General features: G+C 59.9%; 20 protein-coding genes. 5 read left to right on the plus strand and 15 right to left on the minus strand.

The window, feature by feature from the left end; all coding sequences use genetic code 11:
* Nucleotides 1-34 precede the first annotated feature (34 nt).
* The 13 genes from VLL26_RS03985 to aspS form a co-directional block, all read right to left on the minus strand.
* A complete protein-coding gene (locus VLL26_RS03985) occupies nt 35-1,126 on the minus strand; it encodes an aminopeptidase P family protein (RefSeq protein ID WP_342319823.1) in 1,092 nt (363 codons plus the stop codon).
* Nucleotides 1,113-1,559 carry a type II 3-dehydroquinate dehydratase gene (aroQ, locus tag VLL26_RS03990; protein WP_342319824.1) on the minus strand — a complete coding sequence of 149 codons (447 nt, stop codon included), beginning with the start codon at nt 1,557-1,559 and terminating at the stop codon, nt 1,113-1,115. Before aroQ ends, VLL26_RS03985 begins: the two co-directional genes overlap by 14 nt.
* A complete protein-coding gene (aroB, locus tag VLL26_RS03995) occupies nt 1,559-2,617 on the minus strand; it encodes a 3-dehydroquinate synthase (protein ID WP_342319825.1) in 1,059 nt (352 codons plus the stop codon). The genes aroQ and aroB overlap by 1 nt, the downstream gene beginning before the upstream one ends.
* A gap of 27 nt (nt 2,618-2,644) precedes the next feature.
* On the minus strand, nt 2,645-3,241 hold the full coding sequence (locus VLL26_RS04000) for a shikimate kinase (protein WP_342319826.1): 597 nt from the start codon (nt 3,239-3,241) through the stop codon (nt 2,645-2,647).
* Nucleotides 3,234-4,460 (minus strand): chorismate synthase, encoded by a 1,227-nt coding sequence (aroC, locus tag VLL26_RS04005; protein WP_342319827.1) that lies wholly within the window; start codon nt 4,458-4,460, stop codon nt 3,234-3,236. The genes VLL26_RS04000 and aroC overlap by 8 nt, the downstream gene beginning before the upstream one ends.
* A 30-nt stretch (nt 4,461-4,490) precedes the next feature.
* A complete protein-coding gene (locus VLL26_RS04010) occupies nt 4,491-4,916 on the minus strand; it encodes a prepilin peptidase (RefSeq protein ID WP_342319828.1) in 426 nt (141 codons plus the stop codon).
* A gap of 28 nt (nt 4,917-4,944) precedes the next feature.
* The gene (locus VLL26_RS04015; protein WP_342319829.1) at nt 4,945-5,766 is read right to left on the minus strand and encodes a shikimate dehydrogenase; all 822 of its coding nucleotides are present in this window, start codon (nt 5,764-5,766) and stop codon (nt 4,945-4,947) included.
* Nucleotides 5,756-6,925 carry an endolytic transglycosylase MltG gene (gene mltG / locus VLL26_RS04020; protein WP_342319830.1) on the minus strand — a complete coding sequence of 390 codons (1,170 nt, stop codon included), beginning with the start codon at nt 6,923-6,925 and terminating at the stop codon, nt 5,756-5,758. The genes VLL26_RS04015 and mltG overlap by 11 nt, the downstream gene beginning before the upstream one ends.
* Nucleotides 6,922-7,419, minus strand: coding sequence for a Holliday junction resolvase RuvX (gene ruvX / locus VLL26_RS04025; RefSeq protein ID WP_342319831.1), 498 nt, complete (start codon nt 7,417-7,419; stop codon nt 6,922-6,924). The genes mltG and ruvX overlap by 4 nt, the downstream gene beginning before the upstream one ends.
* A gap of 156 nt (nt 7,420-7,575) precedes the next feature.
* Nucleotides 7,576-10,245 carry an alanine--tRNA ligase gene (alaS, locus tag VLL26_RS04030; RefSeq protein ID WP_342319832.1) on the minus strand — a complete coding sequence of 890 codons (2,670 nt, stop codon included), beginning with the start codon at nt 10,243-10,245 and terminating at the stop codon, nt 7,576-7,578.
* Between the two features lie 82 nt (nt 10,246-10,327).
* On the minus strand, nt 10,328-11,674 hold the full coding sequence (locus VLL26_RS04035; RefSeq protein WP_342319833.1) for a replication-associated recombination protein A: 1,347 nt from the start codon (nt 11,672-11,674) through the stop codon (nt 10,328-10,330).
* A gap of 15 nt (nt 11,675-11,689) precedes the next feature.
* Nucleotides 11,690-12,952 (minus strand): phosphotransferase, encoded by a 1,263-nt coding sequence (locus VLL26_RS04040; RefSeq protein ID WP_342319834.1) that lies wholly within the window; start codon nt 12,950-12,952, stop codon nt 11,690-11,692.
* 72 nt (nt 12,953-13,024) lie between these two features.
* A complete protein-coding gene (gene aspS, locus VLL26_RS04045) occupies nt 13,025-14,818 on the minus strand; it encodes an aspartate--tRNA ligase (RefSeq protein ID WP_342319835.1) in 1,794 nt (597 codons plus the stop codon).
* Nucleotides 14,819-15,002: 184 nt separating this feature from the next.
* Between aspS and ypfJ the strand changes: the two genes are divergently transcribed.
* The 4 genes from ypfJ (at nt 15,003) to VLL26_RS04065 (ending at nt 19,344) form a co-directional block, all read left to right on the plus strand.
* Nucleotides 15,003-15,902 (plus strand): KPN_02809 family neutral zinc metallopeptidase, encoded by a 900-nt coding sequence (ypfJ, locus tag VLL26_RS04050; protein WP_342319836.1) that lies wholly within the window; start codon nt 15,003-15,005, stop codon nt 15,900-15,902.
* A gap of 155 nt (nt 15,903-16,057) precedes the next feature.
* Nucleotides 16,058-17,182, plus strand: a complete 1,125-nt coding sequence (locus VLL26_RS04055) for a CE1758 family FMN-dependent luciferase-like monooxygenase (RefSeq protein WP_342319837.1) — start codon at nt 16,058-16,060, stop codon at nt 17,180-17,182.
* 2 nt (nt 17,183-17,184) lie between these two features.
* Nucleotides 17,185-17,826: a CE1759 family FMN reductase gene (locus VLL26_RS04060; RefSeq protein WP_342319838.1), complete on the plus strand. Its 642-nt coding sequence runs from the start codon at nt 17,185-17,187 to the stop codon at nt 17,824-17,826.
* 123 nt (nt 17,827-17,949) lie between these two features.
* Nucleotides 17,950-19,344 (plus strand): L-serine ammonia-lyase, encoded by a 1,395-nt coding sequence (locus VLL26_RS04065; RefSeq protein ID WP_342319839.1) that lies wholly within the window; start codon nt 17,950-17,952, stop codon nt 19,342-19,344.
* Nucleotides 19,345-19,429: 85 nt separating this feature from the next.
* Here the strand turns inward: VLL26_RS04065 and hisS are convergent, their stop codons facing one another.
* Nucleotides 19,430-20,725, minus strand: a complete 1,296-nt coding sequence (gene hisS / locus VLL26_RS04070) for a histidine--tRNA ligase (RefSeq protein ID WP_342319840.1) — start codon at nt 20,723-20,725, stop codon at nt 19,430-19,432.
* A gap of 37 nt (nt 20,726-20,762) precedes the next feature.
* A complete protein-coding gene (locus VLL26_RS04075) occupies nt 20,763-21,410 on the minus strand; it encodes an MBL fold metallo-hydrolase (protein ID WP_342319841.1) in 648 nt (215 codons plus the stop codon).
* 132 nt (nt 21,411-21,542) lie between these two features.
* Here VLL26_RS04075 and VLL26_RS04080 point away from each other — a divergent pair, with 132 nt between their 5' ends.
* Nucleotides 21,543-22,502 carry a peptidylprolyl isomerase gene (locus VLL26_RS04080; protein WP_342319842.1) on the plus strand — a complete coding sequence of 320 codons (960 nt, stop codon included), beginning with the start codon at nt 21,543-21,545 and terminating at the stop codon, nt 22,500-22,502.
* Nucleotides 22,503-22,506: the final 4 nt, after the last annotated feature.

The raw sequence follows: 22,506 nt of genomic DNA on the forward strand, positions 1-22,506 counted from the left end.
GTAGACGAGCATGTAAAAACAGGACAATCCTACATCACAGGTAGATAAGTTCCTTCGCCCAGTTCGTAATGATTCGTGGTGCACCCGAAGTGATGATCAAAGTGTCCTCAATCCGCACGCCCCCCTTATCTGGCAGGTAAATGCCCGGCTCAACAGTCACGGTCATGTTTTCTGCCAAGCTACCCTGGGCGTTTTGGGCTGCTGAGGGACGCTCGTGAACCTCAAGTCCAATGCCGTGACCCGTGGAGTGAACGAAGAAATCACCGTAGCCTGCGTCCTCGATGATTTCGCGGCACGCCTTATCGACGTCCACGAGTTCCGTTCCGGGAGTCGCCGCCTTTACTCCTGCAAGCTGAGCGGCCAGCACGACCTCGTAGATCTCTTTAAGTTGCGGGTCAAGCTGCCCGATGGCGAAGGTTCGGGTCATATCCGAGTTGTAGCCGTGGCGATGCGCACCGAAATCAATAGTGACCAAATCACCCTCGGTGATCGTGCGGTCGCCCGCGGCGTAGTGCGGTAACGCAGCATTCGGGCCGGAGGCCACGATGGTGTCGAAACTGACATGCTCCGACCCGAGCCGCCGCATGCGGAATTCAAGATCAGCCGCAACCTCGCGCTCCGTGCGGCCGGCGCGTAGTTCACCGGCCTGAATCAGCTCATCGAGCGCTTGGACGCCCAACGCAGCAACCTCGGTGAGTTTTGTCAGCTCAAGTGAGTCCTTCACCAGACGAAGATCTTCGATGACACCGGTGACCGGAACGAGACTGACTCCTTCTGGCAGATTCTTCTCCAGGCTTTCCAACATCGCTACCGACACGTAATCCGCCTCGTAGCCAACGCGGCGGCCTTCGGCCACACCACGCAACAGTGCGGGAGGTGTGTTGCGCTCAATGATCGCAGCGATATCCGGCACCTCACGGGCAATCTGAGAAATGTATCGACCATCGGTGGCAATTGATGCCGTCCGGTCTTTCGACACCAACAGTGAGCCGTTAGAGCCGGAAAAGCCGGATAAGTAGCGCACGTGGGTCAAGTTGGTGACGAGCATGTCGTCGATGCGCCGCCCCGCAAGCTCACTGGCAAGCCTGCGACGGCGATCGTCGAAACGGGTATCAGCCATTGGCATGGTTTCTCCTTATTAAATAGTCAAGTGCGGCTTCGTAACCGAAGGTTCCGAGGCCAGCAATTACTCCTGCCGCAATCGGCGAAAGATAGGAATGATGGCGGAAAGGTTCACGGGCGTGGACGTTTGAAATGTGGACTTCGACAAATCCGGCACCACTTGCAACTTCTGCGAGCGCGTCACGAAGCGCCACTGAAGTGTGCGTCAGGCCAGCAGGGTTAATGACGATAGGCCACCCCATGTCCGCAGCTTCATGGACCCATCCGATGAGTTCACCTTCACTATTTGACTGGCGGCACTCTACTTCGAACCCGTGGTGCGCGCCGCGATCTGCACAGCGCTTTTCGACGTCAGCTAGCGTCTCCGAGCCGTACACAGCAGGCTCACGCTTTCCCAACCTGTTCAGATTCGGCCCGTTGAGCACTAATACCTTCATTAGATGACACCCCCGGAGATAACTTCATAAGCCGCGCGAAGCTCCGCGACGCTCGCATCCTCAAGGCGGGTACAGTGCCCCAAACTATCCAGCACCACAAAGCGAATCTCGCCATCGCGGTTTTTCTTATCCATCGTCATCGCCTCGTAAAGCTCATCAAACACGCCAGCCTGGTACGAGGTGGGAAGACCCACCAGGCTCAGAATCTCGTGATGAAGGGCCAGCAGGGAGTCGTCGATAAGCCCGCGGCCATGCGCAAGGTGCGCAACAAACATCATGCCGACCGCCACCGCATCCCCGTGGCGCCACGTGTAATTCTCGCGACGTTCAATCGCATGACCGAAGGTGTGACCGTAGTTGAGAATCTCACGCAGGCCGGACTCTTTTAAGTCCTGGCTCACCACACTTGCCTTCACCTGAACCGAACGCCGGATCAACTCCTCCCAGTGCTCGTCGGCACCTTCTCGAAACAGCTCTAAAATGCGCGGATCTGCGATAAAACCCGTCTTAATCAACTCCGCCGACCCGGCAATAAGCTCCCCGGAATCGAGGGTGTCCAAACGCTCAAGATCAATAAACACCGAATCCGGCTCATGGAAAGCACCCACCAAGTTCTTGCCGTAAACCGTGTTAATGCCAGTTTTACCGCCGACTGCGGCATCTACCATCGCCAGAAGCGTCGTGGGCACCTGAATGACACTGATGCCTCGCATCCACGTCGCCGCAGCGAAACCAGCCACATCCGTCACGGCTCCCCCACCGAGCCCGATCACCGCATCTTGACGGCCGAAACCGGCCTCTCCGAGCGCATCCCACAAACCACCCAAAACCTCGCTAGTTTTGCCGGCTTCCGCGTCGGGAATCGGCAAAAGCACTACGTGCGCCACCTCGCCCACAGCGGCCGCTACATCCTGCGCCACCTGCCCCAAAGGACCTTGGTGGACGATCGCCACATTGCGCGCCCCGATCTCACGCACACGCTTTGCAATTGTTTCATGAAGGTTGCGGCCGATAAGGACGGAGTAGGGCGAAGGCCCCTCAACACGCACGACAGCCATACTTTCCTCTTTCCTCTTGGGATTATCCTATTGGGAATCGATTAATCCGAGAACCTCCGCGACGATGCTTTGCGGAGGGCGCCCGTCAGTGCGCACGCGAAAATCCGCAACCTCCCGATACAGCGGGGCCCTTTGCTCCAGCAGCTCACTGTAGCGCTGATAGGGATCGGCGGCGGCGAGCACTGGGCGCAAGGAGTTTCCGGCAGTACGGCGCACACCCTCGTCGACACCTACATCAATCCACGCCACCTTGTGAGGCTGCAGCAATCTCCGGGTCGTCTCGTTTAACACCGCTCCCCCGCCCAAGCTCACGATCCCGCCCGTGGACAAAGCCCGGGCGACGTAACCGGCTTCCATCGCGCGAAAGCCGTCCTCGCCAAGCTCAGCGTAAATCTCGCCGCATGTTCTTCCTTCGTCCTGTTCGATCAAGACATCGGAATCGACCAGGGGAAGGTTAAGCGAAGATGCCAAACGACGCCCAATCGTCGACTTGCCGGCCCCCGGGGGACCAACTAACACCACGCGGGGACGCGAATGGACTACAGCACTCGCTGCACCGAAACTTTGGTCCTGCTCGTCCGGGCCAGTTCCTTCGGCGCCGTCACGCAGGGTGGGATCAATCATTCTTCCCTCCGAAAGACAACCGCTGAGAGACATACCCATTATACGAATCAATATTGCGTTTGACCTCGGCCAAACTGTCGCCGCCGAATTTCTCCGTCACAGCACGGGCCAACACGAGCGCAACCATCGCTTCTGCAACTACACCCCCCGCCGGAACAGCGCACACATCTGAGCGCTGGTGGATGCCCGTGGCAGCGGCACCGCTGGCCATATCCACCGTTCGCAGCGCCCGCGGCACGGTCGAAATCGGCTTCATCGCAGCACGCACCCGCAATTGCTCACCGTTGGTCATGCCGCCCTCAAGCCCACCAGCGCGATTGCTCAAACGGTGAACCCCCATGTCATCGCGCACGATTTCATCATGGGCCTGAGAACCGCGTCGACGCGCCTCCTCAAAACCGTCACCGACTTCGACACCTTTAACAGATTGAATCCCCATCAAAGCCGCAGCCAGTTGCGCATCAAGGCGGTGCTCCCCCGAAATGTGAGAACCCAAGCCGATGGGCAAACCATCTACGATTACCTCGACGATGCCACCAAGCGTGTCGCCGTCCTTCTTCGCCGCCTCAATGCGGCCGACCATGTCGTTTTCGCTCGCTTTATCGAAAGCGCGCACTGGGGAGGCGTCGATAGCATCTATATCTTCAAACGACGGGGAGGCACCTTCGTACGGCGCCGACTCGCCAATGGAAATCACGTGCGAGAAAACCTCCACACCAAGGGCTTCACGCAAAAAGCTGCGCGCCACCGTGGCGGCAGCCACACGCGCCGCGGTCTCTCGCGCCGAAGAGCGCTCCAACACCTTACGGGCGTCCTCGAAACCGTACTTGACCATTCCGGCGAAATCCGCGTGGCCCGGACGCGGTCTGGTTAGCGTGGCACCTCTGCCCGAAGACATCGCTTTGGCCACCTCTGGATCATCCAAGTTCACAGGCTCCGGAGACATCACCGTGGTCCATTTCGGCCATTCGGTATTGCCGATTTGGATAGCGATAGGGCTGCCGATTGTCTCCCCGTGGACGATGCCGGTAAGCAAAGTGAGCTGGTCCTGCTCGAACTTCATGCGGGCACCGCGACCGTAGCCAAGTCGGCGGCGGGCCAACTGTCGGGAGATTTCCTCCGCCTGCACCGGAACTCCGGCAGGCATGTTCTCAACGAGGGCTACTAACGCTTGACCGTGCGATTCACCGGCTGTTGTCCAACGAAGCATGGCGCTCATTGTGTCACAACACATTTGGCCCTAGCGCCATTAGGACAGCCATAAATGCGCGCCTGTAGTTGTCAACCAGGCAGCCAGCAGCATCGAAGGGCCGTGCGCGACTTCGCGCCTGCCTGCGCCACACGCAATGAGCAGCGTGAAAAGACCTGAGATACCAATTGCCCCCAAGACCCACACAAGCGCGAAGTGGTTGGCGCTGACAGCAACCGCCGCCCCCAGCGGAAGTGCCAACTTAATGTCACCTCCGCCGATGCCGCGCCCCCCAAGTAGATAGAAAGCTGGCCACACCAATGCCCACACTGCTGCGGGCCACAACCAGATGCTGCCTAGCGCCAGCGCCCCTGCCGGAAGCGTCAGAAAATCCGGGAGGCGGCCCCAGCGCAGATCCCAGTACGCCAACGCGACGCTCCACACGGCTGCGCAAACAACCAGTACAAACAATCCCCCACCCCCCATGCGGGATAATCCTAGGCCGGAATGTAGCTCACCGCCGCAGGGACTCGACATGAGCGGCCAGGGCCGTCCGCATTTCCTCGCGCGGCGCTGCCACTCCAGTGAATTGTTCAAACTGAGAGTAGGACTGGGCCGCTAACATGGATAACCCCCCGACGACTTTGTGGCCATTCGCTGCGACCCCTGCCGCCAATGGAGTTGGCCACGGGTTGTAAATGACGTCTAGGACAGGCGCGTGGGCGACAGCGTCCACCTTCCCTTCCAGCGCGTCCGCGGGAACAGTGGACACAATCGCCTCAGCGTTCATGGCCAGGTGCGCAATATCTTCTTCGAAGCCGACGAAACGAAGCTCCGACTCCCCAACAAGGTGCTGGACTTCGCTGCGCCGATCCGAACGATTGAGCACCACTATCCGCTCCACTCCACGCTGCGCAAGCGTCCACAGCGTCGGCCGGGCAGTTCCACCCGCCCCAATCACCAACACGCACGACGGCACGGTCGCACCCAACAGCTCGTCAAGCGCCCCAGCAATACCTTCAGTGTCCGTGTTATCCGCCCGCCACCCTTCGTCCGTCCTGACCAAAGTGTTCGCGGATCCAATCGCGCGGGCACGCTCAGTAACCACGTCCGCGAACTCCACGGCAGCGAACTTTGCAGGCATAGTTACCGAAAAACCCCGATAGCTCGGGTCCGACTGGCCAACGATGCGCGGTAGGTCCTCCGCCGTACATTCAATGCGTTCGTATTCCCAGCCTTCCAAGCCCGCAGCCTCATAACCGGCTCGGTGTAGGACCGGAGAGAGCGAATGTGCGATCGGTGAGCCAAGGACTGCAGCTTTGCAGCTACTGTCCATCAGTCGGCTCCTCCCGCTTGGAATCAAGAACCCCGGATTCGATGGCCTGACGAACGTCGTCCAAGTGTTCCTCAAAGGTGTTGTTAAACACCGTGGTGCCGTCACTGTCGATGGTGACGAAGAATAGCCATTCTCCTTCGGCCGGGTTTTCCATGGCCCCGATGGCCTCCATCGACGGCGAAGCAATTGGGGTTTCCGGCAGGCCATCTTTCGCGTAGGTGTTCCATGGGGTCGGGCGCTGGCGGTCCTCGTCGGTAGTGGCAACCTCAACGGAAGGAAGCCCGTAATTGACTGTGGAGTCGAACTCGAGACGCATCGGCTCTTTGAGACGATTGAGAATTACCCGTGCAACCTTGTCGAATTCCCCGGCCGGAGCCTCACGCTCAACGAGGGAGGCGCTGATGAGCAACTCATAGGGGGAAAGTCCGACAGCACTGGCGCGGCCGACAATATCGGTGGCTTCGTACTGCTTCGCCGAGCGGGTGATCAGATCCGAAAGCACCTCCTCGGCACTGGCGTTCGGATTGACGGCGTATTCCCCCGGGGCGATGAGCCCCTCGAGACGCTTCGGATCACCGGCGTGCATGTTGACAGCCTCAATCGCCCACTCGGGAACCCCGAGCTGTACGGGGTCAGCATTAGCGGCGACGTTGTGCAACTCCTCTGCTGTGAGGCAATCCGCGCCCGGGTCGTCGCCGCAGGAAACCTGCTGGATCATAGACAAAATGCCCAGGCGGGTCTGCCCGCCGACGACCACCACGTCCTGCAGTGTCGCACCCCCATACACCTGCAAGGGGGCAATCCGGTTGGCGGGATCCAAAAGCGCCTTGACCGCTTCACTTGCGCTCATCTGCTTTTGCAGGCGATAAAAGCCCGGCTGGATATTGTCGGAATCACTGTTGGCAAAAGCCGCAGACTGAAACGCGCCGCTGGATTTGACCACGCCTAGTTCTTCCAACTTCGGGCCCAACATGGAGACATTGGATCCCTCGGCAACCTCCACCACCTGGATTTCGCCGTTGCCGGTCCCGGAATAGTCGCTGTTTCCCGGCAAACGGGAGATGGCGATCCAGGCGACAAAGCCAATGATCAGCAAAATGGAGACAACGAGTACCGCTGTTCCGCGCGTTTTGCGGTGGCTGGGGTGTGGGGAGGTCACTGTGGTTCATTCTCCTTGAGATAGTTGGCACGGCCGTCGAGCCACGACTGGAGTATCTCCACCGCCGCGGCCTGGTCGATAACCTGGCGGCCAGCCTTTTCGCTGACCCCCGAGGATCGAAGGGCGTGGGTGGCGGCGACCGTCGACAAGCGTTCGTCCGCAAAACGCACCGCAACGTCGCGGCGGCGGCTAATGCGAAAGCCGATCTCCTTGGCGTGCTTGACGCTGGCAGAGCCGTTGCCTTTAAGGTCGCGCGGCAAACCCACCACGACCTCGACGGCCTCGTACTGATCAACAAGCTCCACGAGCCGGTCGATGTCAGCGCCGTCGCGGTCCTTAAAACCCGTCACGCGCGTGATTGTCTCCACCGGTGTCGCCAAAAGCGCGCCTCGATCTGAGCTGGCGACACCGATGCGCACCGTCCCGACGTCCACACCGAGGCGCCGTCCTGCGCCGGGGTCGTCGACTCCTGGGCGGTCGGGCTGCACCTTCATACAGCTCTCCTTTGACTGTCAAACTGAGAAACTTCCGGCGGAAACTAGGACGGTGACATATACGCTAGCTGGTTGCTTGGGTACCCCAAACAACCAACCCGGCGTGTCATATCCGTTTCGTGATTTTACAGGGCAAACCTGCAACAGGTTTGCGGCTTAGCGTGTGGCGAGCTCCTCCCGGACAGCCTTCAGCGCCGCGGCGATGCCCTCCGGTGTGGAACCGGAACCCTGCGCCAAGTCGGGTTTGCCGCCGCCGCGGCCATCAACGTAGCGGCCCAGTAGGGAAACCAAGTCACCCGCCTTGACACCCGCGTCCACGGCTGCCTTCGACACGGCGACCGCGAAAGGCACCTTGCAGTCGGCGTTGGAAACGAGTGCGACAACGGCCTTCTCGCTGCCGAGCTTGCCCCGCAGATCGGTTGCGAGGGCGCGCACATCGCCGGCGCCGAGGCCGCCCGCAAGCTCCATGGCGATGAGCTTGAAGTCGCCGACCTGCTCAGCCGTGGATACCAGTTCGGCGGTTTTGCTCATGAGCTGTTGCTGGTGCAGGGCTTGGATTTCCTTCTCCGCCGCGCGCAGGCGCTCAGTGAGCTGGGCGATCCGCTCAGGCAGTTCCGCGGAAGGGGTCTTAAGCTCGGCTGCAAGACCGGAAGCCAACGCAGCTTCCTTGGAGAAATAGCGGAAAGAATCCATGCCGGAATATGCCTCAATGCGGCGGGCGCCGGAGCCGACGGAAGACTCCCCTAAAACCGCCACCGGGCCGATTTGGCTGGAATGCTCGACGTGGGTGCCGCCGCAAAGTTCGATCGAGAAAGGGCCACCGATTTCCACGACGCGAACCTGATCCGCGTAGTTCTCTCCGAACAGGGCCAACGCCCCCATCGCTTTAGCTTCCGCCAGGGAAGTCTCAATGGTGTTGACCGCCATGTCGGCGTCGACCGCTTGGTTGGTAATTGTGGCGATTTCCTCCATTTGCGCCTCGGTGAGTTGTTCGGTGTAGTTGAAGTCGAAGCGCAAGTAACCAGGTTTGTTCAGCGAACCAGCTTGGACGGCGGTGGGGCCAAGCACCTGGCGTAAAGCAGCGTGGATGAGGTGCGTTGCCGTGTGGGCCTGTCGCGCACCGTGGCGCCAGGCGTGGTCTACTTCGGCGGTGACGGTGGAGCCTACATCGAGGCCGCCGTTTTGGACAGTGGCTTTGTGTACCCACAGTTTCCGGCCGATTTTTTGCACATCATTGACGTTGAGAATCGTCTCACCCATGACCAGTCGCCCGCGGTCGGCGAGCTGTCCGCCGCCTTCGGCGTACATCGGGGTGGCGTCAAGAATGACCTCGATTTCTTCGCCTTGGCGTACTTCCGTTACTTTTTGGCCTTCGCGGATGAGGCCGATCACGGTGCTGTCGTGGGTCAATGTGTCGAAGCCGACGAACTCAGTGGGAACTGTGTCAACCCATTGACGGTAGAGGCTTTCGTCAGTGTTGCCCTTCTTTTTCGCCTTGTTGTCGGCTTTGGCGCGCTCGCGTTGGGCACGCATTTCGGAGTCGAAAGCCTCCATGTCCACATCCAGGCCGGCCTCGCGTGCCATTTCGAGGGTCAAATCGATGGGGAAGCCGTAAGTGTCGTGCAGCTCAAAGGCTTGCTCCCCGCGAAGCTTCGTGCTTCCCGACGCCTTAACGGCCGCCGCCGCCTCGTCGAAGCGGTGTGTGCCAGCTTCGAGGGTCTTTAAGAAGGCACGCTCCTCGGCCTGAGCGACGCGCAAGATGCGTTCCCGGTTCTCTGCGATTTCGGGGAAAGAAGGCGTCATCGTGTCCATGATGGTGTTCATGAAGGTTTCGATGACGTTGCCGCTGGCGCCGAGCAGTCGCGCGGAGCGGATCACACGTCGCAAAAGGCGCCGTAAAATGTAGCCGCGGCCTTCGTTGGAGGGGGAAACACCATCGAGAATGATCATCATGCCGGTACGCGAGTGATCTGCGATGACGCGGAAGCGAACGTCATCTTCATGGTTGCCGGCATCGTACTTGGTGCCTGTCAGCTCGACGGCGGCGTCGATCACTGGGCGCAACAGGTCAGTTTCGTAGACATTGTCCACGCCTTGTAGCAGGCAGGCAACACGCTCAACACCCATGCCCGTGTCGATGTTTTTCTTCGGCAGCTCTCCGACGATGTCGAAATTGCCCTTCTTGTCACCTGCGCCGCGGATGGATTCCATAAACACGAGGTTCCAGATCTCCATGTAGCGGTTGTCGTCGGCTATCGGTCCACCGTCTCGGCCGTATTGCGGGCCGCGGTCGTAGTAGATCTCCGAGCATGGGCCGCAGGGGCCAGCAATACCCATGGACCAAAAATTGTCCTCCATGCCCATGCGTTGGATGCGCTCCTCCGGCACGCCGATCGTGTCGCGCCAGATGGCGGCCGCTTCATCGTCGTCAAGAAAAACCGTGACCCACAGGCGCTGCGGATCGAGGCCGAGCCCACCTTCGTCAAGGGAACCTGTCAAAAGCTGCCATGCGTGGGTGATCGCACCTTCTTTGAAATACTGACCGAAGGAAAAATTGCCCGCCATTTGGAAGAAGGTGTTGTGGCGGGTAGTGATACCGACTTCTTCGATGTCGAGGGTACGCACGCACTTTTGAATTGATGTGGCGGTCGCGTTTTCGAACGGCGGTTGTTGCTGGCCCAAAAAGTAGGGTTTGAAGGGGACCATACCGGCGTTGACGAATAGCAGCGTCGGATCGTCCAGGATCAGCGGCGCGCTCGGGACAACGGTGTGTCCAGCGTCCGCGAAGTGCTCGGTGAAGCGCTTGCGGATTTCATGTGTTTGCACGGCGGGAGCCTTTCACAATAGAAGGTGATGGGTACCAAGGAAAATTTGTCGGCAACCACTTTACCCGCGCGCTGTGGCGCTTCTACTTGCCCCGCACCATACGGCGCAGCCGACCGAGATAGCTTTGGATTCTGCTTTCGTTGCCGTGGTCGGTGGGCTCGTAATAGACCGCGTCGTCAAGGCCTTCCGGGATGTAGCGCTGCTTGACGACGCCCCGCGGATCGTCGTGCGGGAACTTATAGCCGACCGCGTTGCCCATTGCCTTGGCCCCCTCGTAGTGCCCGTCACGCAGATGCGCCGGAACCGCCCCGGTGTGTCCCTTTTGAACATCCTCCAAAGCTTTGGTGATCGACTGCATCACCGCGTTGGATTTGGGGGCCGTGGCCAGGTGAATCGTCGCCTGCGCCAAAGGCAGCCGACCTTCGGGCATGCCGATGAGTTGCACTGCCTGCGCCGCCGCCGTCGCTACCTGCAACGCAGTTGGATCCGCCATACCCACGTCCTCCGAGGCGTGGATGATCAGACGGCGGGCGATAAAGCGGGGGTCCTCCCCCGCCTCAATCATGCGGGCCAGGTAGTGCAGGGCAGCATCCACATCCGAACCACGGATCAACTTGATAAAAGCGGAAATCACGTCGTAATGCTGGTCGCCATCGCGGTCGTAGCGCACCACCGCACGGTTGACGTTTTCGCGGACCACCTCCACAGTAATGACACCGCCGCCGTCGACAGCCTCGGCGGCGGCCTCCAGGTATGTCAAGCAGCGTCGAGCATCACCTCCGGCGAGCCGGATGAGCTGCTCGCGGGCATCGGGGGCGAGCCGTAGTTTTCCGCCGAGCCCACGGCTATCAGTAACGGCCCGATCAAGAACCGCACCGATGTCTTCATCGGATAAAGATTCCAGCTTAAGCACAAGCGAGCGCGACAAAAGCGCAGAGACGACACTGAAGGAAGGGTTTTCTGTCGTGGCTGCAACCAGCAACACGGTGCGGTTTTCCACGGCGGCAAGCAACGCATCTTGCTGTGTTTTGGAAAAACGATGCACCTCGTCAATAAACAGCACCGTGTGCCTGCCACGCGCCAAGTCCTGGCGAGCCTGGTTGATTACCTCGCGCACTTCCTTGACACCGGAGGACAGCGCAGACAAAGCGATGAAGCTTTGTCCCATCGTCCGAGCGATCAACGACGCGATGGTGGTTTTACCCGTGCCGGGCGGCCCGTAGAGAATTACAGAAGCCGCTCCCGAGCCTTCGATAAGCCGGCGCAGCGGCTTGCCTTCATCGAGAAGATGACGCTGGCCGGCGATCTCCTCCAGTGAGCGGGGCCGCATCCGCGCCGCAAGTGGTGCCGAGGCATCCGCCGCGAAAAAGGCGGTGCCCCGGTTGAAGGTCTCGCCTCCTTTGGCAGCGCCGAAAAGCCCTTCTTGCACAGTTGACCCCTTAACTCAGCGCAGAATATGCGCCACACTTCGTGCCCAGTCCGCGATGACCAGCGAATCGGTGCCGCGTCCGTAGGAGGCGTAGCGCCCCAAGGCATCAAAAGTTTCGAAAAGATCGCGGCGCACCAAAAGTTCGTCCTCAGTAAAAGGCGTGCTGCCGCGTGTGCGAAAGACATCCCCAGTGATGTCGAGCGTGGCGCTGGGAGCGACCGCGGCCTCGAGGTCTGCCCCGGCAGAGTTGAACTCCTGGGTCAACTTGGCATCTTCTACCCCGATGTCCTCGAGTGCAACAGTGTTGAGCATGGACACCGACGATAGCGCCCAGCCAAGCAATGCCTCTGTGACCATGGAATGTAGCGTATCTTCGTGCTGGACGGCGGGCCAGGTGGATTCCACCTCACGCACCCATGCTTCGATGAAGGCCTCGGCTTCATCGTCCGAGATCACGCGGGCTGACAAGTAATTCGGGAAACCGCCGACGACGAAGCCGACGTCGAAGGTGACATCGCGAAAACCCGCCCACTCGTAGTCGAGGAAGTGCGTTTGATCCGAGTAAATGATGTTATCCGGGGCCAGGTCGAAGGGAGTAAACGCACGGTTGCCGCCTTGCAGCAGCCGGTTGTGGATGCGCTCCGCGGCTTCCTCCACGACCTGCGGGATCTCAATGTGAGATTCCTGCAACATCGTCGCGCCGAGGCGGATGCGGTGCATCAAAAGCCGATCCCTCAAATCCTGCAGCTCACTTTGCCCCTTGCGGCTGCGCAACATGCGGGCAAAAAGGACGTTGAAGTCGTTTTCCTTCCCGGCGGTGCCGGCATGCATACGTCCCAGGGACGTGCCAAGGCTACGCAAGACCTGCACGCGCTCGTCTTCTGTGGAAACCTCCAACAGGCTTGCAAGAGTGTCACCATCGCCGGAGTCGGAAATAATAATCAACCGCTGTGCCGTGTCATAGCCCAGCAGAATCGGCCCGGGACGAACATCTTCGCTGAGCGAAGTAGTGAACTGGTAGGCCACCACCTCCCGCAAAAAGGCCGCGTCTTCTAGGACATCGCCTGTTAGTGGAGATTGCTTGACCACGATCGAGCGGTGCTGCAGTAGTGGGTTGGCCGCCACACGAGCTCGATAAACCCTTGCGAGACCGGAACCGGGCAGGCGGGTAGCATCCTCAAGCTTTTGCGTACCCCCGTAGCGACGGGTGAGGATTTCCTCTGCCGCAGCGATGACCCTGTCCCCCACTTCTTGTTCGGGGACGTTGTCGAACTCCATTGGGAAACACTCCTTGTGGGCGTGGGCCCTGGATCCACGGATGCGACGTGAAAGGCTGCCCGGCCGAAACTACTAGACCTTGGCGGCCTCGGGAGCCTTGGGCTGTGCGTCGACTCCGGTTTCTTTACGCTGTGCTTTGGTGATCGGCGCGGGCGCATCGGTCAACGGGTCAACACCGCCACCCGACTTCGGGAAGGCAATGACATCGCGGATCGAATCAAAACCTCCGAGCAGGGAGACAATGCGGTCCCAACCAAAGGCGATGCCGCCGTGCGGCGGGGCACCGAAGGAAAACGCCTCAAGCAGAAAACCGAACTTTTCTTGGGCCTCATCCTCGCTAATGCCCATGACCTCGAAAACTCGCTCTTGCACGTCGCGTTGGTGAATACGAATCGAGCCGCCACCGATTTCGTTGCCGTTGCACACGATGTCGTAAGCGTAGGCCAACGCCTCACCCGGCTCCTGATCGAAGCTGTCCAGATACTCCGGCTTGGGAGAAGTAAAGGCATGGTGGACAGCGGTCCACTTGGAGTTGCCCAGGGCCACGTCGCCGGAAGCGGCAGCGTCGGCGGCTGGCTCGAACAGCGGCGCGTCAACGACCCAGGTAAACGCCCAGTCACCTTCTTTAATGAGGTCGAGTTTGCGCGCGATCTCCCCGCGGGCCGCGCCGAGCAATGCACGGGAGCTTTTCGCGTCCCCGGCAGCAAAGAAAATACAGTCGCCTGGTTTGGCGCCGACGTGCGCGGCAATTCCCGCCTTTTCTTCGTCGGTGATGTTTTTGGCCACTGGGCCGGCTAGTTCACCATCTTCCTGCACCAAAATGTAGGCCAATCCCTTCGCACCGCGCTGCTTCGCCCAGTCCTGCCACGCATCAAGCTGACGGCGCGGCTGGGAGGCACCCCCTTCCATGACGACAGCACCGACGTAATCGTTCTGGAAGACGCGGAACGTGGTGTCTTTGAAAAATGCGGTGCAGTCCACCAGCTCGATGCCGAAGCGTAAATCTGGCTTGTCAGAGCCGTATTTCTCCATCGCCTCCTGGTAGGTGATGCGCGGAATTGGGGTGGAGATTTCGTAGCCGATTAGCTTCCACAACTCGACGAGAATTTCCTCGGCCAGTGAGATGATGTCTTCTTGGTCAACGAAGCTAGCTTCGACATCGAGTTGGGTAAACTCTGGTTGGCGGTCCGCACGGAAATCTTCGTCGCGGTAGCACCGCGCGATTTGGTAGTAACGCTCCATACCTGCAACCTGCAGCAACTGCTTGAAAAGTTGCGGGGACTGCGGCAGGGCGTACCACGAACCCGGACGCAGGCGCGCGGGAACGAGGAAGTCGCGGGCGCCTTCCGGAGTGGAGCGAGTCAGCGTCGGTGTCTCAATCTCCACGAAGTCGTGGCGGTCGAGCACCTGGCGGGCAGCGCGGTTAGCCCTGGAACGCAAACGCAAGGCCTCCGCTTGGCGCTCACGGCGCAGGTCGAGGTAGCGGTATTTCAGGCGAGTTTCCTCACCGACTTCGTTGGAGGAGAAGTCCTCCACCTGGAACGGCAAAGCCGCAGACTTGTTGAGCACCTTCAGCTCGGTGGCGTTTACTTCGATTTCGCCGGAGGCGAGGTTCGGGTTGGCGGAGCCTTCCGGGCGCGGTTCGACCACGCCGGTAACTTGAATGCAAAACTCGCTGCGTAGATCGTGGGCGGCCTTCGCGACGGCGGACTCGCGGAACACGACCTGCGCGAGACCGGAGCGGTCACGCAAATCGATGAAGATCACGCCACCATGATCTCGCCGGCGGGACACCCAACCGGTTAGGGTGACGCTCTGGCCATCGAGTTCTTTGCGGAGGTCTCCCGCAAGGTGAGTGCGCAGCACGATACTTCCTTGTCCTTCCACGTGAGGGCTGTTGGATAACGTGAGGAAGTCTACCTGTCCCCCGGACAAGCAAGCGCAAAAGCCGTCGCTTGCGCCGCGTGGGCTGGGGTGGCGACTGCGCGCGGAGTTTTCTTTGGGGGCACGAATTGCCTCGCCCAAAGCATTTATTTGGCACACTTTCATCATGACTTTCAAAAGCGACTTCAAGCCCGGAGGAGGCGGCGGCCGCGTCTCCACCAGCTCAGGTGGTAAGGGCGGCCTCGGCGGTATGCCGATTGCTGTGGGCGGCGGCGGTATCGGCACAATCATCCTCGTCGCCTTGATCTATTTCCTCGGTGGCGGCCTCGGTGATGGCAGCCAACCTCAGCCTTCGAACCAATCCTCGCAAGCTAGCGGGTACAACCTCGACCACTGCACCGGCCCCGAAGCCGCGAACCAGTACAGCGACTGCCGGGTGGAATACACCATGTATTCGGTTGATCAGGTGTGGGATCGGATTTTGGCGGAGCAGGCCGGTGTGGCCTACGAGCAACCCGGGATGACCCTGTTTAAGGGCTCCGTATCCACTGGGTGCGGAAACGCGACCTCACGAACGGGCCCATTTTATTGCCCCAGGGACACCACGGCGTACATGGACGTGGATTTCTTTGACCAGCTCGCTGCGTTGGGTGGCGAAGATGGCCCCTTGTCTCAGGAGTATGTGGTCGCCCATGAAATGGGCCACCACATCCAGCACCTGGAGGGAACTCTTGGGTTGAGCAACTACAACGACCCCGGCGAGGATTCGGCTGCGGTGGCCATTGAGTTGCAGGCCGACTGCTACGCGGGAATCTGGGCGAAGCATGCTTCCGAAGGTCCAGACGCCGCTCTCGAACCGATCACCCGCGAGCAGCTTAGCCAGGCTGTCCAAACAGCCCGCGCCATTGGCGACGATAATATCCAGAAGCGGTCCGGCCAAGAGGTCGACCCGGACGCGTGGACACACGGCTCCTCGCAGCAGCGTGAAGAGGCGTTTATGGCGGGTTATACCTCGGGCAAGATGGCATCCTGCGACTTCCTTAACCGTGGTGTCTATTCCTCCTGATTGGGTTGCTCGCTTTCACCCCCGGTGTTGCTCTTTTGGAGTAGCGCGGGGGTGTTTTTTGGCGCGGCGGGGTGGACTCAACTGGAATAGATGACATATCATCAATGTTGTTAAGAGTGAAAGAAACAGCAAAAGCTTCCCGGAAGGACCAGATCATGCAATTCGGCATCTTCACCATCGGCGACGTCACCACGGACCCGACCAACGGCACCACCCCGACCGAAAAAGAGCGCATCGACGCCATGACCGCCATCGCCTTGAAGGCGGAGGAAGTCGGCCTTGACGTCTTCGCCACGGGCCAGCACCACAACCCGCCCTTCGTGCCCTCCTCCCCAACCACCCACCTGGCCTACATCGGTGCGCAAACGAAAAACCTCCAACTGTCGACGTCGACCACACTGATCACCACCACCGACCCAGTGCGTATTGCCGAGGATTACTCCTTCCTACAAAACCTCGTCGACGGTCGCATGGACCTCATGCTCGGACGCGGCAACACCGGGCCGGTCTACCCCTGGTTTGGCAAAAACATCATGGATGGCATCCCCCTTGCAGTCGAGAACTACCACCTTCTTCGCCGCCTGTGGCGTGAGCCGGTAGTTAACTGGGAAGGCAAGTTCCGTACCCCGCTCAACGGGTTTACAGCCACACCTACACCGCTGGAGAAGGTTCCGCCGTTTGTGTGGCACGGCTCCATCCGCTCACCGCAGATCGCCGAGCAGGCCGCCTTCTACGGGGATGGCTTCTTCCACAACAATATCTTTTGGAACAAGGAACACACCGCGGCGATGGTCAACCTGTATCGCCGCCGCTTCGAAGCCTACGGCCACGGCCGCGCGGATCAAGCAATCGTTGGCCTCGGCGGCCAGGTCTTTATGGCCGAGTCGGAGGAGGCTGCCGTCAAGCAGTTCCGCCCCTACTTCGACAACGCCCCCGTCTATGGACACGGCCCCAGCTTGGAGGAGTTCACCACAACAACGCCACTGACTGTCGGTACCCCGGAGATGGTCATTGAGCGCACCCTCCAGTTCGCCGACTGGGTGGGCGACTACCAGCGCCAGCTCTTTCTCATCGACCACGCCGGTTTGCCTTTGGAAGTTGTCCTCAACCAGATCGAAATCCTCGGCACCCAGGTGGTTCCGGAACTGCGCGAGCGCATGGAAAAGCGCCGCCCCGATCACGTCCCCTCCAACCCGCCGACTTTCGATACCCTGCTCGCCGCGAAGCAGGCCGGCGAGGACCACCCGCACTTTAGCGTCGAGCCTGGAAAGGAGCAGTAAAAATGGCTCAACTTGTTGTTCTCAGCGCCGGGTTGTCAACGCCTTCCGCCACCCGCCAGGTAGCAGATTCCATCGCCACGGCCGCGCAGTCTCTCGCCGCCGACCGCGAACAGGTCAAGGTGACCACAGTAGAAATCCGCGACTACTCCCCTGAGCTGATTCAGGCTTCCACCACCGGCGTCGTGCCGCAGCGCCTTGCCGATGTCTTCCGGGAGCTATCTTTAGCCGACGGCCTGATCGCCGCCACCCCTGTTTTTAAGGCGAGCTACACGGGACTGTTTAAGCTCTTTTTCGACCTGCTCGACACCGAAGCGCTCAACGGTATGCCCACCGTGTTGGTGGCTACTGCCGGCACTGCACGTCACTCCCTGATTACCGAGTACGCAATGCGGCCTCTGTTTACCTTTATGCGTGCGGTGGTTGTGCCTACTTCCGTCTTTGCCGCCACTGAGGATTTCGGCGGTGCCGAGGGCCGGGAGATGCAGGAGCGCATCAACCGCGCCGCCAGCGAGCTTGTTGGGCTCATGATTGCAAACCCTGGCTTGGGCTCAGGAAGCGCCGCCCGCCCGCGCCGAAACGGAGTCGACCCGGAAGAAGATTTCGTCCCTTTCAGGAATTTGCTTCACGGCGACGCTGAAAGCTAAGCGCGCTACCAGAATAGCTGTCCGGGACTGGCCGAAAGGCCACCCCGGACGCTTTTTGCCTGCGTTGGTGCAACGCACCTCGCCCCACCGTGAACTGCACCACGGTGAGGTAAAGTTTTGCGCATGCCCCGCAGCACCGTCAGCGTTGTTGACCTTTTCAGCATCGGTATCGGCCCATCATCTTCCCACACTGTCGGCCCGATCCGAGCCGCTAACCAATTCGTGGAGGACCTGGGAGCGCTTCCCGCCCGCGTGCGTGTGGAATTGCGTGGCTCCCTTGCAGCAACCGGCATCGGTCACGGCACCGACCGCGCCGTCCTCCTTGGCCTAGTTGGCTGGACACCATTGACCATTTCCTCGGATGTGCGCCCTTTGCCGGGTGAAGCCATCCCTGCCTCAGGCACTGTGGAAGGCCCCGCTGGCAGCATCGAGTATGAAATAGTCTTCGATCCAACCCCTGTTCCACAACACCCCAATTGCTTAATTTTTGACGCCTGGGACGAGCAGAGCAACCAGGTTGCCTCCCGCGTGGAGTTTTTCTCCATCGGCGGCGGATTCATCCTTGATTCCGCCGGGATCAAAGCGAAAGGGCAAAAAGCAGCTATCTTTTCCGCCCAGGGCACGCCTACCGTCCCCTTCGCGTTTCATAGTGGCGAGGAACTGCTCACGATCTGTGAAGCACATGGACTTAGCATTGCCCAGGTCATGCGCGCCAACGAAGAAGCCCTTCACGGGTGGGATAAATTGCGCCTGCACCTCGATGAGGTGTGGAACGTGATGCAAGAGTGCGTCTCGAAAGGTGTCAAGTCGGAGGGTGTTTTGCCTGGCGGCCTCAACGTGACGCGCCGCGCGCCACGGCTCTATCGCCTGCTCACCGCCGAATGTGAGTCGTCGACGTCGCGAGGGCTCGACGCAATGGAGTGGGTCAACCTGTATGCGCTAGCCGTCAACGAAGAAAACGCGGCCCACGGCCAGGTGGTCACCGCCCCAACCAACGGCGCAGCCGGCATCATTCCCGCGGTTATGCATTATTGCCGTGATTTCACCGACGATTTCACCATCGAACGCGCCCGTGAGTTCTTGCTCACCGCAGGCGCTATCGGCGTCATCATTCGAAACAATGCCTCCATTTCGGGCGCGGAAGTCGGCTGCCAGGGCGAAGTTGGATCCGCCTCCGCGATGGCGGCGGCAGGCATGTGCGCCTTTTTGGGTGGCTCGCCCCAGCAGGTCGAAAACGCAGCCGAGATCGCCCTTGAACACAACCTCGGCTTGACGTGCGATCCGGTGGGCGGTCTGGTGCAGGTACCGTGCATCGAACGCAATGCCATCGGCGCAGTCAAGGCGATCAACGGAGCGCGTTTGGCCAAGCTTGGCGACGGCACAAATATCGTCGCCCTCGATGATGTCGTTGAGACAATGGCCGCAACAGGCCGGGATATGAACACCAAGTACAAAGAAACGTCGATGGGAGGACTAGCGGTGCAGTTGGGTATGCCCGTCAACATCACGGAATGCTAACTTAGCCCCACAATCCCACGTGCCCCCAGCATGCCGGCGCCATGCTGTAGCTTGGTGAATCCTTTCGCCCCAGGTTTGACTGAAACTATCTACGAACCGCCTCAATTACGGCATCGACCGTCAACGCGACATCAACTTGAGTATGCGCAGCGAGATCTTTTACCGCGACGGTCCCAGCCTCCAACTCGCGCTCGCCGAGAACTAACGCATAGCGCGCTTGGGCACGGTCAGCGCCTTTCATCGCCCCTTTCAGTCCGCGCCCGCCATAGCTCATGTCGGCGCTGATTCCGGCGGCCCGAATAGCGTCGATAAGCGTGCTCATGCGTTTGCTAGCGGCCAGACCGATGGCAACTCCGAAAACGTCGACGCGGCTGTCTACACCATCAAGGGTGACACCCTCAGCTTCCAGAGCTAAAACGGTGCGATCAACGCCAAGGCCGAAACCGATCCCGGAAAGATCCTGGCCACCGATCTGTGCCATCAAACCGTCGTAGCGTCCGCCCCCACCAATGCCGGACTGGGCCCCTAAACCATCGTGGACAAACTCAAACGTCGTCTTCGTGTAATAGTCCAACCCACGCACCATGCGCGGGTTGATCGTGTACTCGATCCCAAGATCGTCTAGGGTGCCCAAGACCGTTTCAAAGTGGACGCGGGACTCAGCGGAGAGGTGATCGAGCATCAGGGGGGCGTCGACAAGCAAATTCTGCACCTCACCGCGCTTATCGTCCAAGACACGCAACGGGTTGATCTCCGCACGGCGCCGCGTCTCCTCGTCGAGCGGGAGCTTGAACAAAAATTGCTGCAGTTTCTCGCGGTACTGCGGCCGACAAGTGTTGTCACCGAGGCTGGTCAGCTCAAGGCGAAATCCTGTCAAACCAACTGAGCGGTAACAGCGATCAGCCAAAGCGATAACCTCCGCATCTAAAAGCGGATCGTCCACACCAATCGCCTCAACACCAACCTGCTGGAGCTGGCGGTAACGCCCCGACTGCGGACGCTCATAGCGAAAGAACGGCCCATAGTAGTTAAGCTTCACCGGCAAATAACCACGATCCAGATTGTGCTGAACCACCGCGCGCATCACACCCGCAGTACCCTCAGGGCGCAGCGTGACCGAGCGTTGCCCACGATCGTTAAAGGTATACATCTCCTTCGACACAATGTCAGTCGATTCCCCCACACCCCGAGCAAACAACGAGGTGTCTTCAAAAATGGGCAGCTCAATATGTTGGTAACCAGCCACACGCGCCTGACGCGCAAACTCGTCGCGCACACGAATAAACGTCGAAGACGCCGGCGGAATATAATCCGGCACGCCCTTCGGCGCGGACAAAGATACTTGGTTGCTGCGCTGGGGCGCTGTGTTGCTCTCGGTCATAGCAAAAGATTCTAGCGCCGCCGATTTACCCCAGCGTCTACCGTCCCGCACAGGCAGCGAGCAGGAAAGGATTCGTGGCGCGCTCGTGAGCCATCACAGTAGTAGGACCGTGGCCGGGCAAAACGGCAGCGTCGTCGTCGATCTCCCACACGGGCCCGCGCAAACTATCCTGCATCTTGTCAGGGTCCGAGTGCGGTAAATCCGTCCGCCCGACCGAGCCGCGAAACAACACATCTCCCGCGATGACAAAGCCGGCACCGACGAAAAGTGTGCTCCCCGGCGAGTGCCCAGGGGCGTGGCGAGCACGTAAGGTGATCCCGGCAAGGGTCAGGTTTTCCCCATCCTGAACATGGCGCACATCCGCGATCGGCTTCATGTTGTCCACGTCGAAAGGCAGCCGCAGGCGCAACGACACCCCCTCACCGCCGTCCAACATGAACTCGTCCGCCGGGTGGATGTGTGTGGGCAGAGCAAACAAACCAGCATCACGAGTGTGATCGATGTGCCCATGGGTCAACAGCACCGCACACAACGAAGCATCCTCCTGCTGGACAACCTCCATCACCTTCGGATACGCCCCGAGGCTCGGGTCGACGACGAAAGCGGGGTTGCCCGGCAAATCCTCATTGATAAAAACATAACAATTCGTTTGGAAGGGTCCCGCAGCAAAACCGGTGATCTTCATGGACGACAGCCTAATAGCTGCTGCACCGGAATCAGCCCACATCTGGCTGCTAAGCTTTCTTTTCACATCTGCCGGGCTGCCCCGGCTCAGCAAATCTTCAACACTCAACTGCTATAGCGAGGTAATGACACCGTGGCAAACAACGAACAGCGAGGCAAAGATGCCCTGAAGCACCTGGAGCGCGAACTGAACTCCCGCGACCGCAAAGAAAAGTCCGCACCATGGACAATCGCCGCACTATCTGCCGTCGTGGTGCTTGCTGCAGGTGGCGGCATCTTCTTTTTGGCCAACCAGGACAACGACAACTCAGACACTGACGCTGCTACCTCCGCCGCGCAATCCCGTACAGAATCTGCTGAGCAGGAAACGATTGAAGCCGAGCCGATCACCGGCGAGCCTTTGACAAAAAAGCGCGCCACCCCTCTCGGAGACACTGTAAGTTGCGCCTACGAAGCATCCCCAGGTGAGCCCGGCAGGGACGTGGGCACCCCCGCAACTGACAACATTTCTGCGCAGGGCACGGTAACGATCAACCTTGACACCAGCGCCGGACCAATCGGCATGGAACTTGACCGTGCGGTTTCCCCCTGCACCGTCAACTCGATCGAATACCTCGCCTCCCAAGGCTACTTCGACGAAACCGTCTGCCACCGTCTCACCACCAGCGAAGGTTTGAAGGTTCTGCAGTGCGGCGATCCCACCGGAACCGGCTCGGGCGGGCCAGGCTTTACCTTTGCCAACGAGTACCCCACCGATGAGGCATTAGAGAAGGTCGACTTATCCCAACTTCCCGACGGGCTTCCCGCCGAACAGTTAGAACAGTTCAAGGGCCAGTTGCTGCAAGGCGAAACCCCCGTGGTCTACGAACGAGGAACGATCGCTATGGCCAACGCTGGATTGGGCACCAACGGCTCCCAATTCTTCCTCAATTACGGCGATTCCACCTTGCCGCCGAGCTACACCTACTTCGGGACGATCACCGACGAAGGTTTGGCGACACTGGACAAAATAGCTCAGGTCGGTGCTGAAGACGGCCTGCCTGATGGTGCACCTGTCGAGGAAGTCAGAATTGTCAAAGCCACCATCGCTTAACGGT

Origin of the sequence: Corynebacterium sp. BD556, assembly GCF_038452275.1 — a bacterium.
Lineage (GTDB): Bacteria > Actinomycetota > Actinomycetes > Mycobacteriales > Mycobacteriaceae > Corynebacterium > Corynebacterium mayonis.

What these genes read in the sequence shown, in the direction of transcription:
- VLL26_RS04040 (WP_342319834.1), bottom strand. Translation starts at nt 12,952, where the DNA reads ATGGAGTTCGACAACGTCCCCGAACAAGAAGTGGGGGACAGGGTCATC.
- VLL26_RS03985 (WP_342319823.1), bottom strand. Translation starts at nt 1,126, where the DNA reads ATGCCAATGGCTGATACCCGTTTCGACGATCGCCGTCGCAGGCTTGCC.
- VLL26_RS04065 (WP_342319839.1), top strand. Translation starts at nt 17,950, where the DNA reads ATGCCCCGCAGCACCGTCAGCGTTGTTGACCTTTTCAGCATCGGTATC.
- ruvX (WP_342319831.1), bottom strand. Translation starts at nt 7,419, where the DNA reads ATGAAGGTGCAGCCCGACCGCCCAGGAGTCGACGACCCCGGCGCAGGA.
- VLL26_RS04010 (WP_342319828.1), bottom strand. Translation starts at nt 4,916, where the DNA reads ATGGGGGGTGGGGGATTGTTTGTACTGGTTGTTTGCGCAGCCGTGTGG.
- ypfJ (WP_342319836.1), top strand. Translation starts at nt 15,003, where the DNA reads ATGACTTTCAAAAGCGACTTCAAGCCCGGAGGAGGCGGCGGCCGCGTC.
- VLL26_RS04055 (WP_342319837.1), top strand. Translation starts at nt 16,058, where the DNA reads ATGCAATTCGGCATCTTCACCATCGGCGACGTCACCACGGACCCGACC.
- hisS (WP_342319840.1), bottom strand. Translation starts at nt 20,725, where the DNA reads ATGACCGAGAGCAACACAGCGCCCCAGCGCAGCAACCAAGTATCTTTG.
- aroC (WP_342319827.1), bottom strand. Translation starts at nt 4,460, where the DNA reads ATGAGCGCCATGCTTCGTTGGACAACAGCCGGTGAATCGCACGGTCAA.
- VLL26_RS04060 (WP_342319838.1), top strand. Translation starts at nt 17,185, where the DNA reads ATGGCTCAACTTGTTGTTCTCAGCGCCGGGTTGTCAACGCCTTCCGCC.
- VLL26_RS04015 (WP_342319829.1), bottom strand. Translation starts at nt 5,766, where the DNA reads ATGGACAGTAGCTGCAAAGCTGCAGTCCTTGGCTCACCGATCGCACAT.
- VLL26_RS04075 (WP_342319841.1), bottom strand. Translation starts at nt 21,410, where the DNA reads ATGAAGATCACCGGTTTTGCTGCGGGACCCTTCCAAACGAATTGTTAT.
- aroQ (WP_342319824.1), bottom strand. Translation starts at nt 1,559, where the DNA reads ATGAAGGTATTAGTGCTCAACGGGCCGAATCTGAACAGGTTGGGAAAG.
- VLL26_RS04000 (WP_342319826.1), bottom strand. Translation starts at nt 3,241, where the DNA reads ATGATTGATCCCACCCTGCGTGACGGCGCCGAAGGAACTGGCCCGGAC.
- aroB (WP_342319825.1), bottom strand. Translation starts at nt 2,617, where the DNA reads ATGGCTGTCGTGCGTGTTGAGGGGCCTTCGCCCTACTCCGTCCTTATC.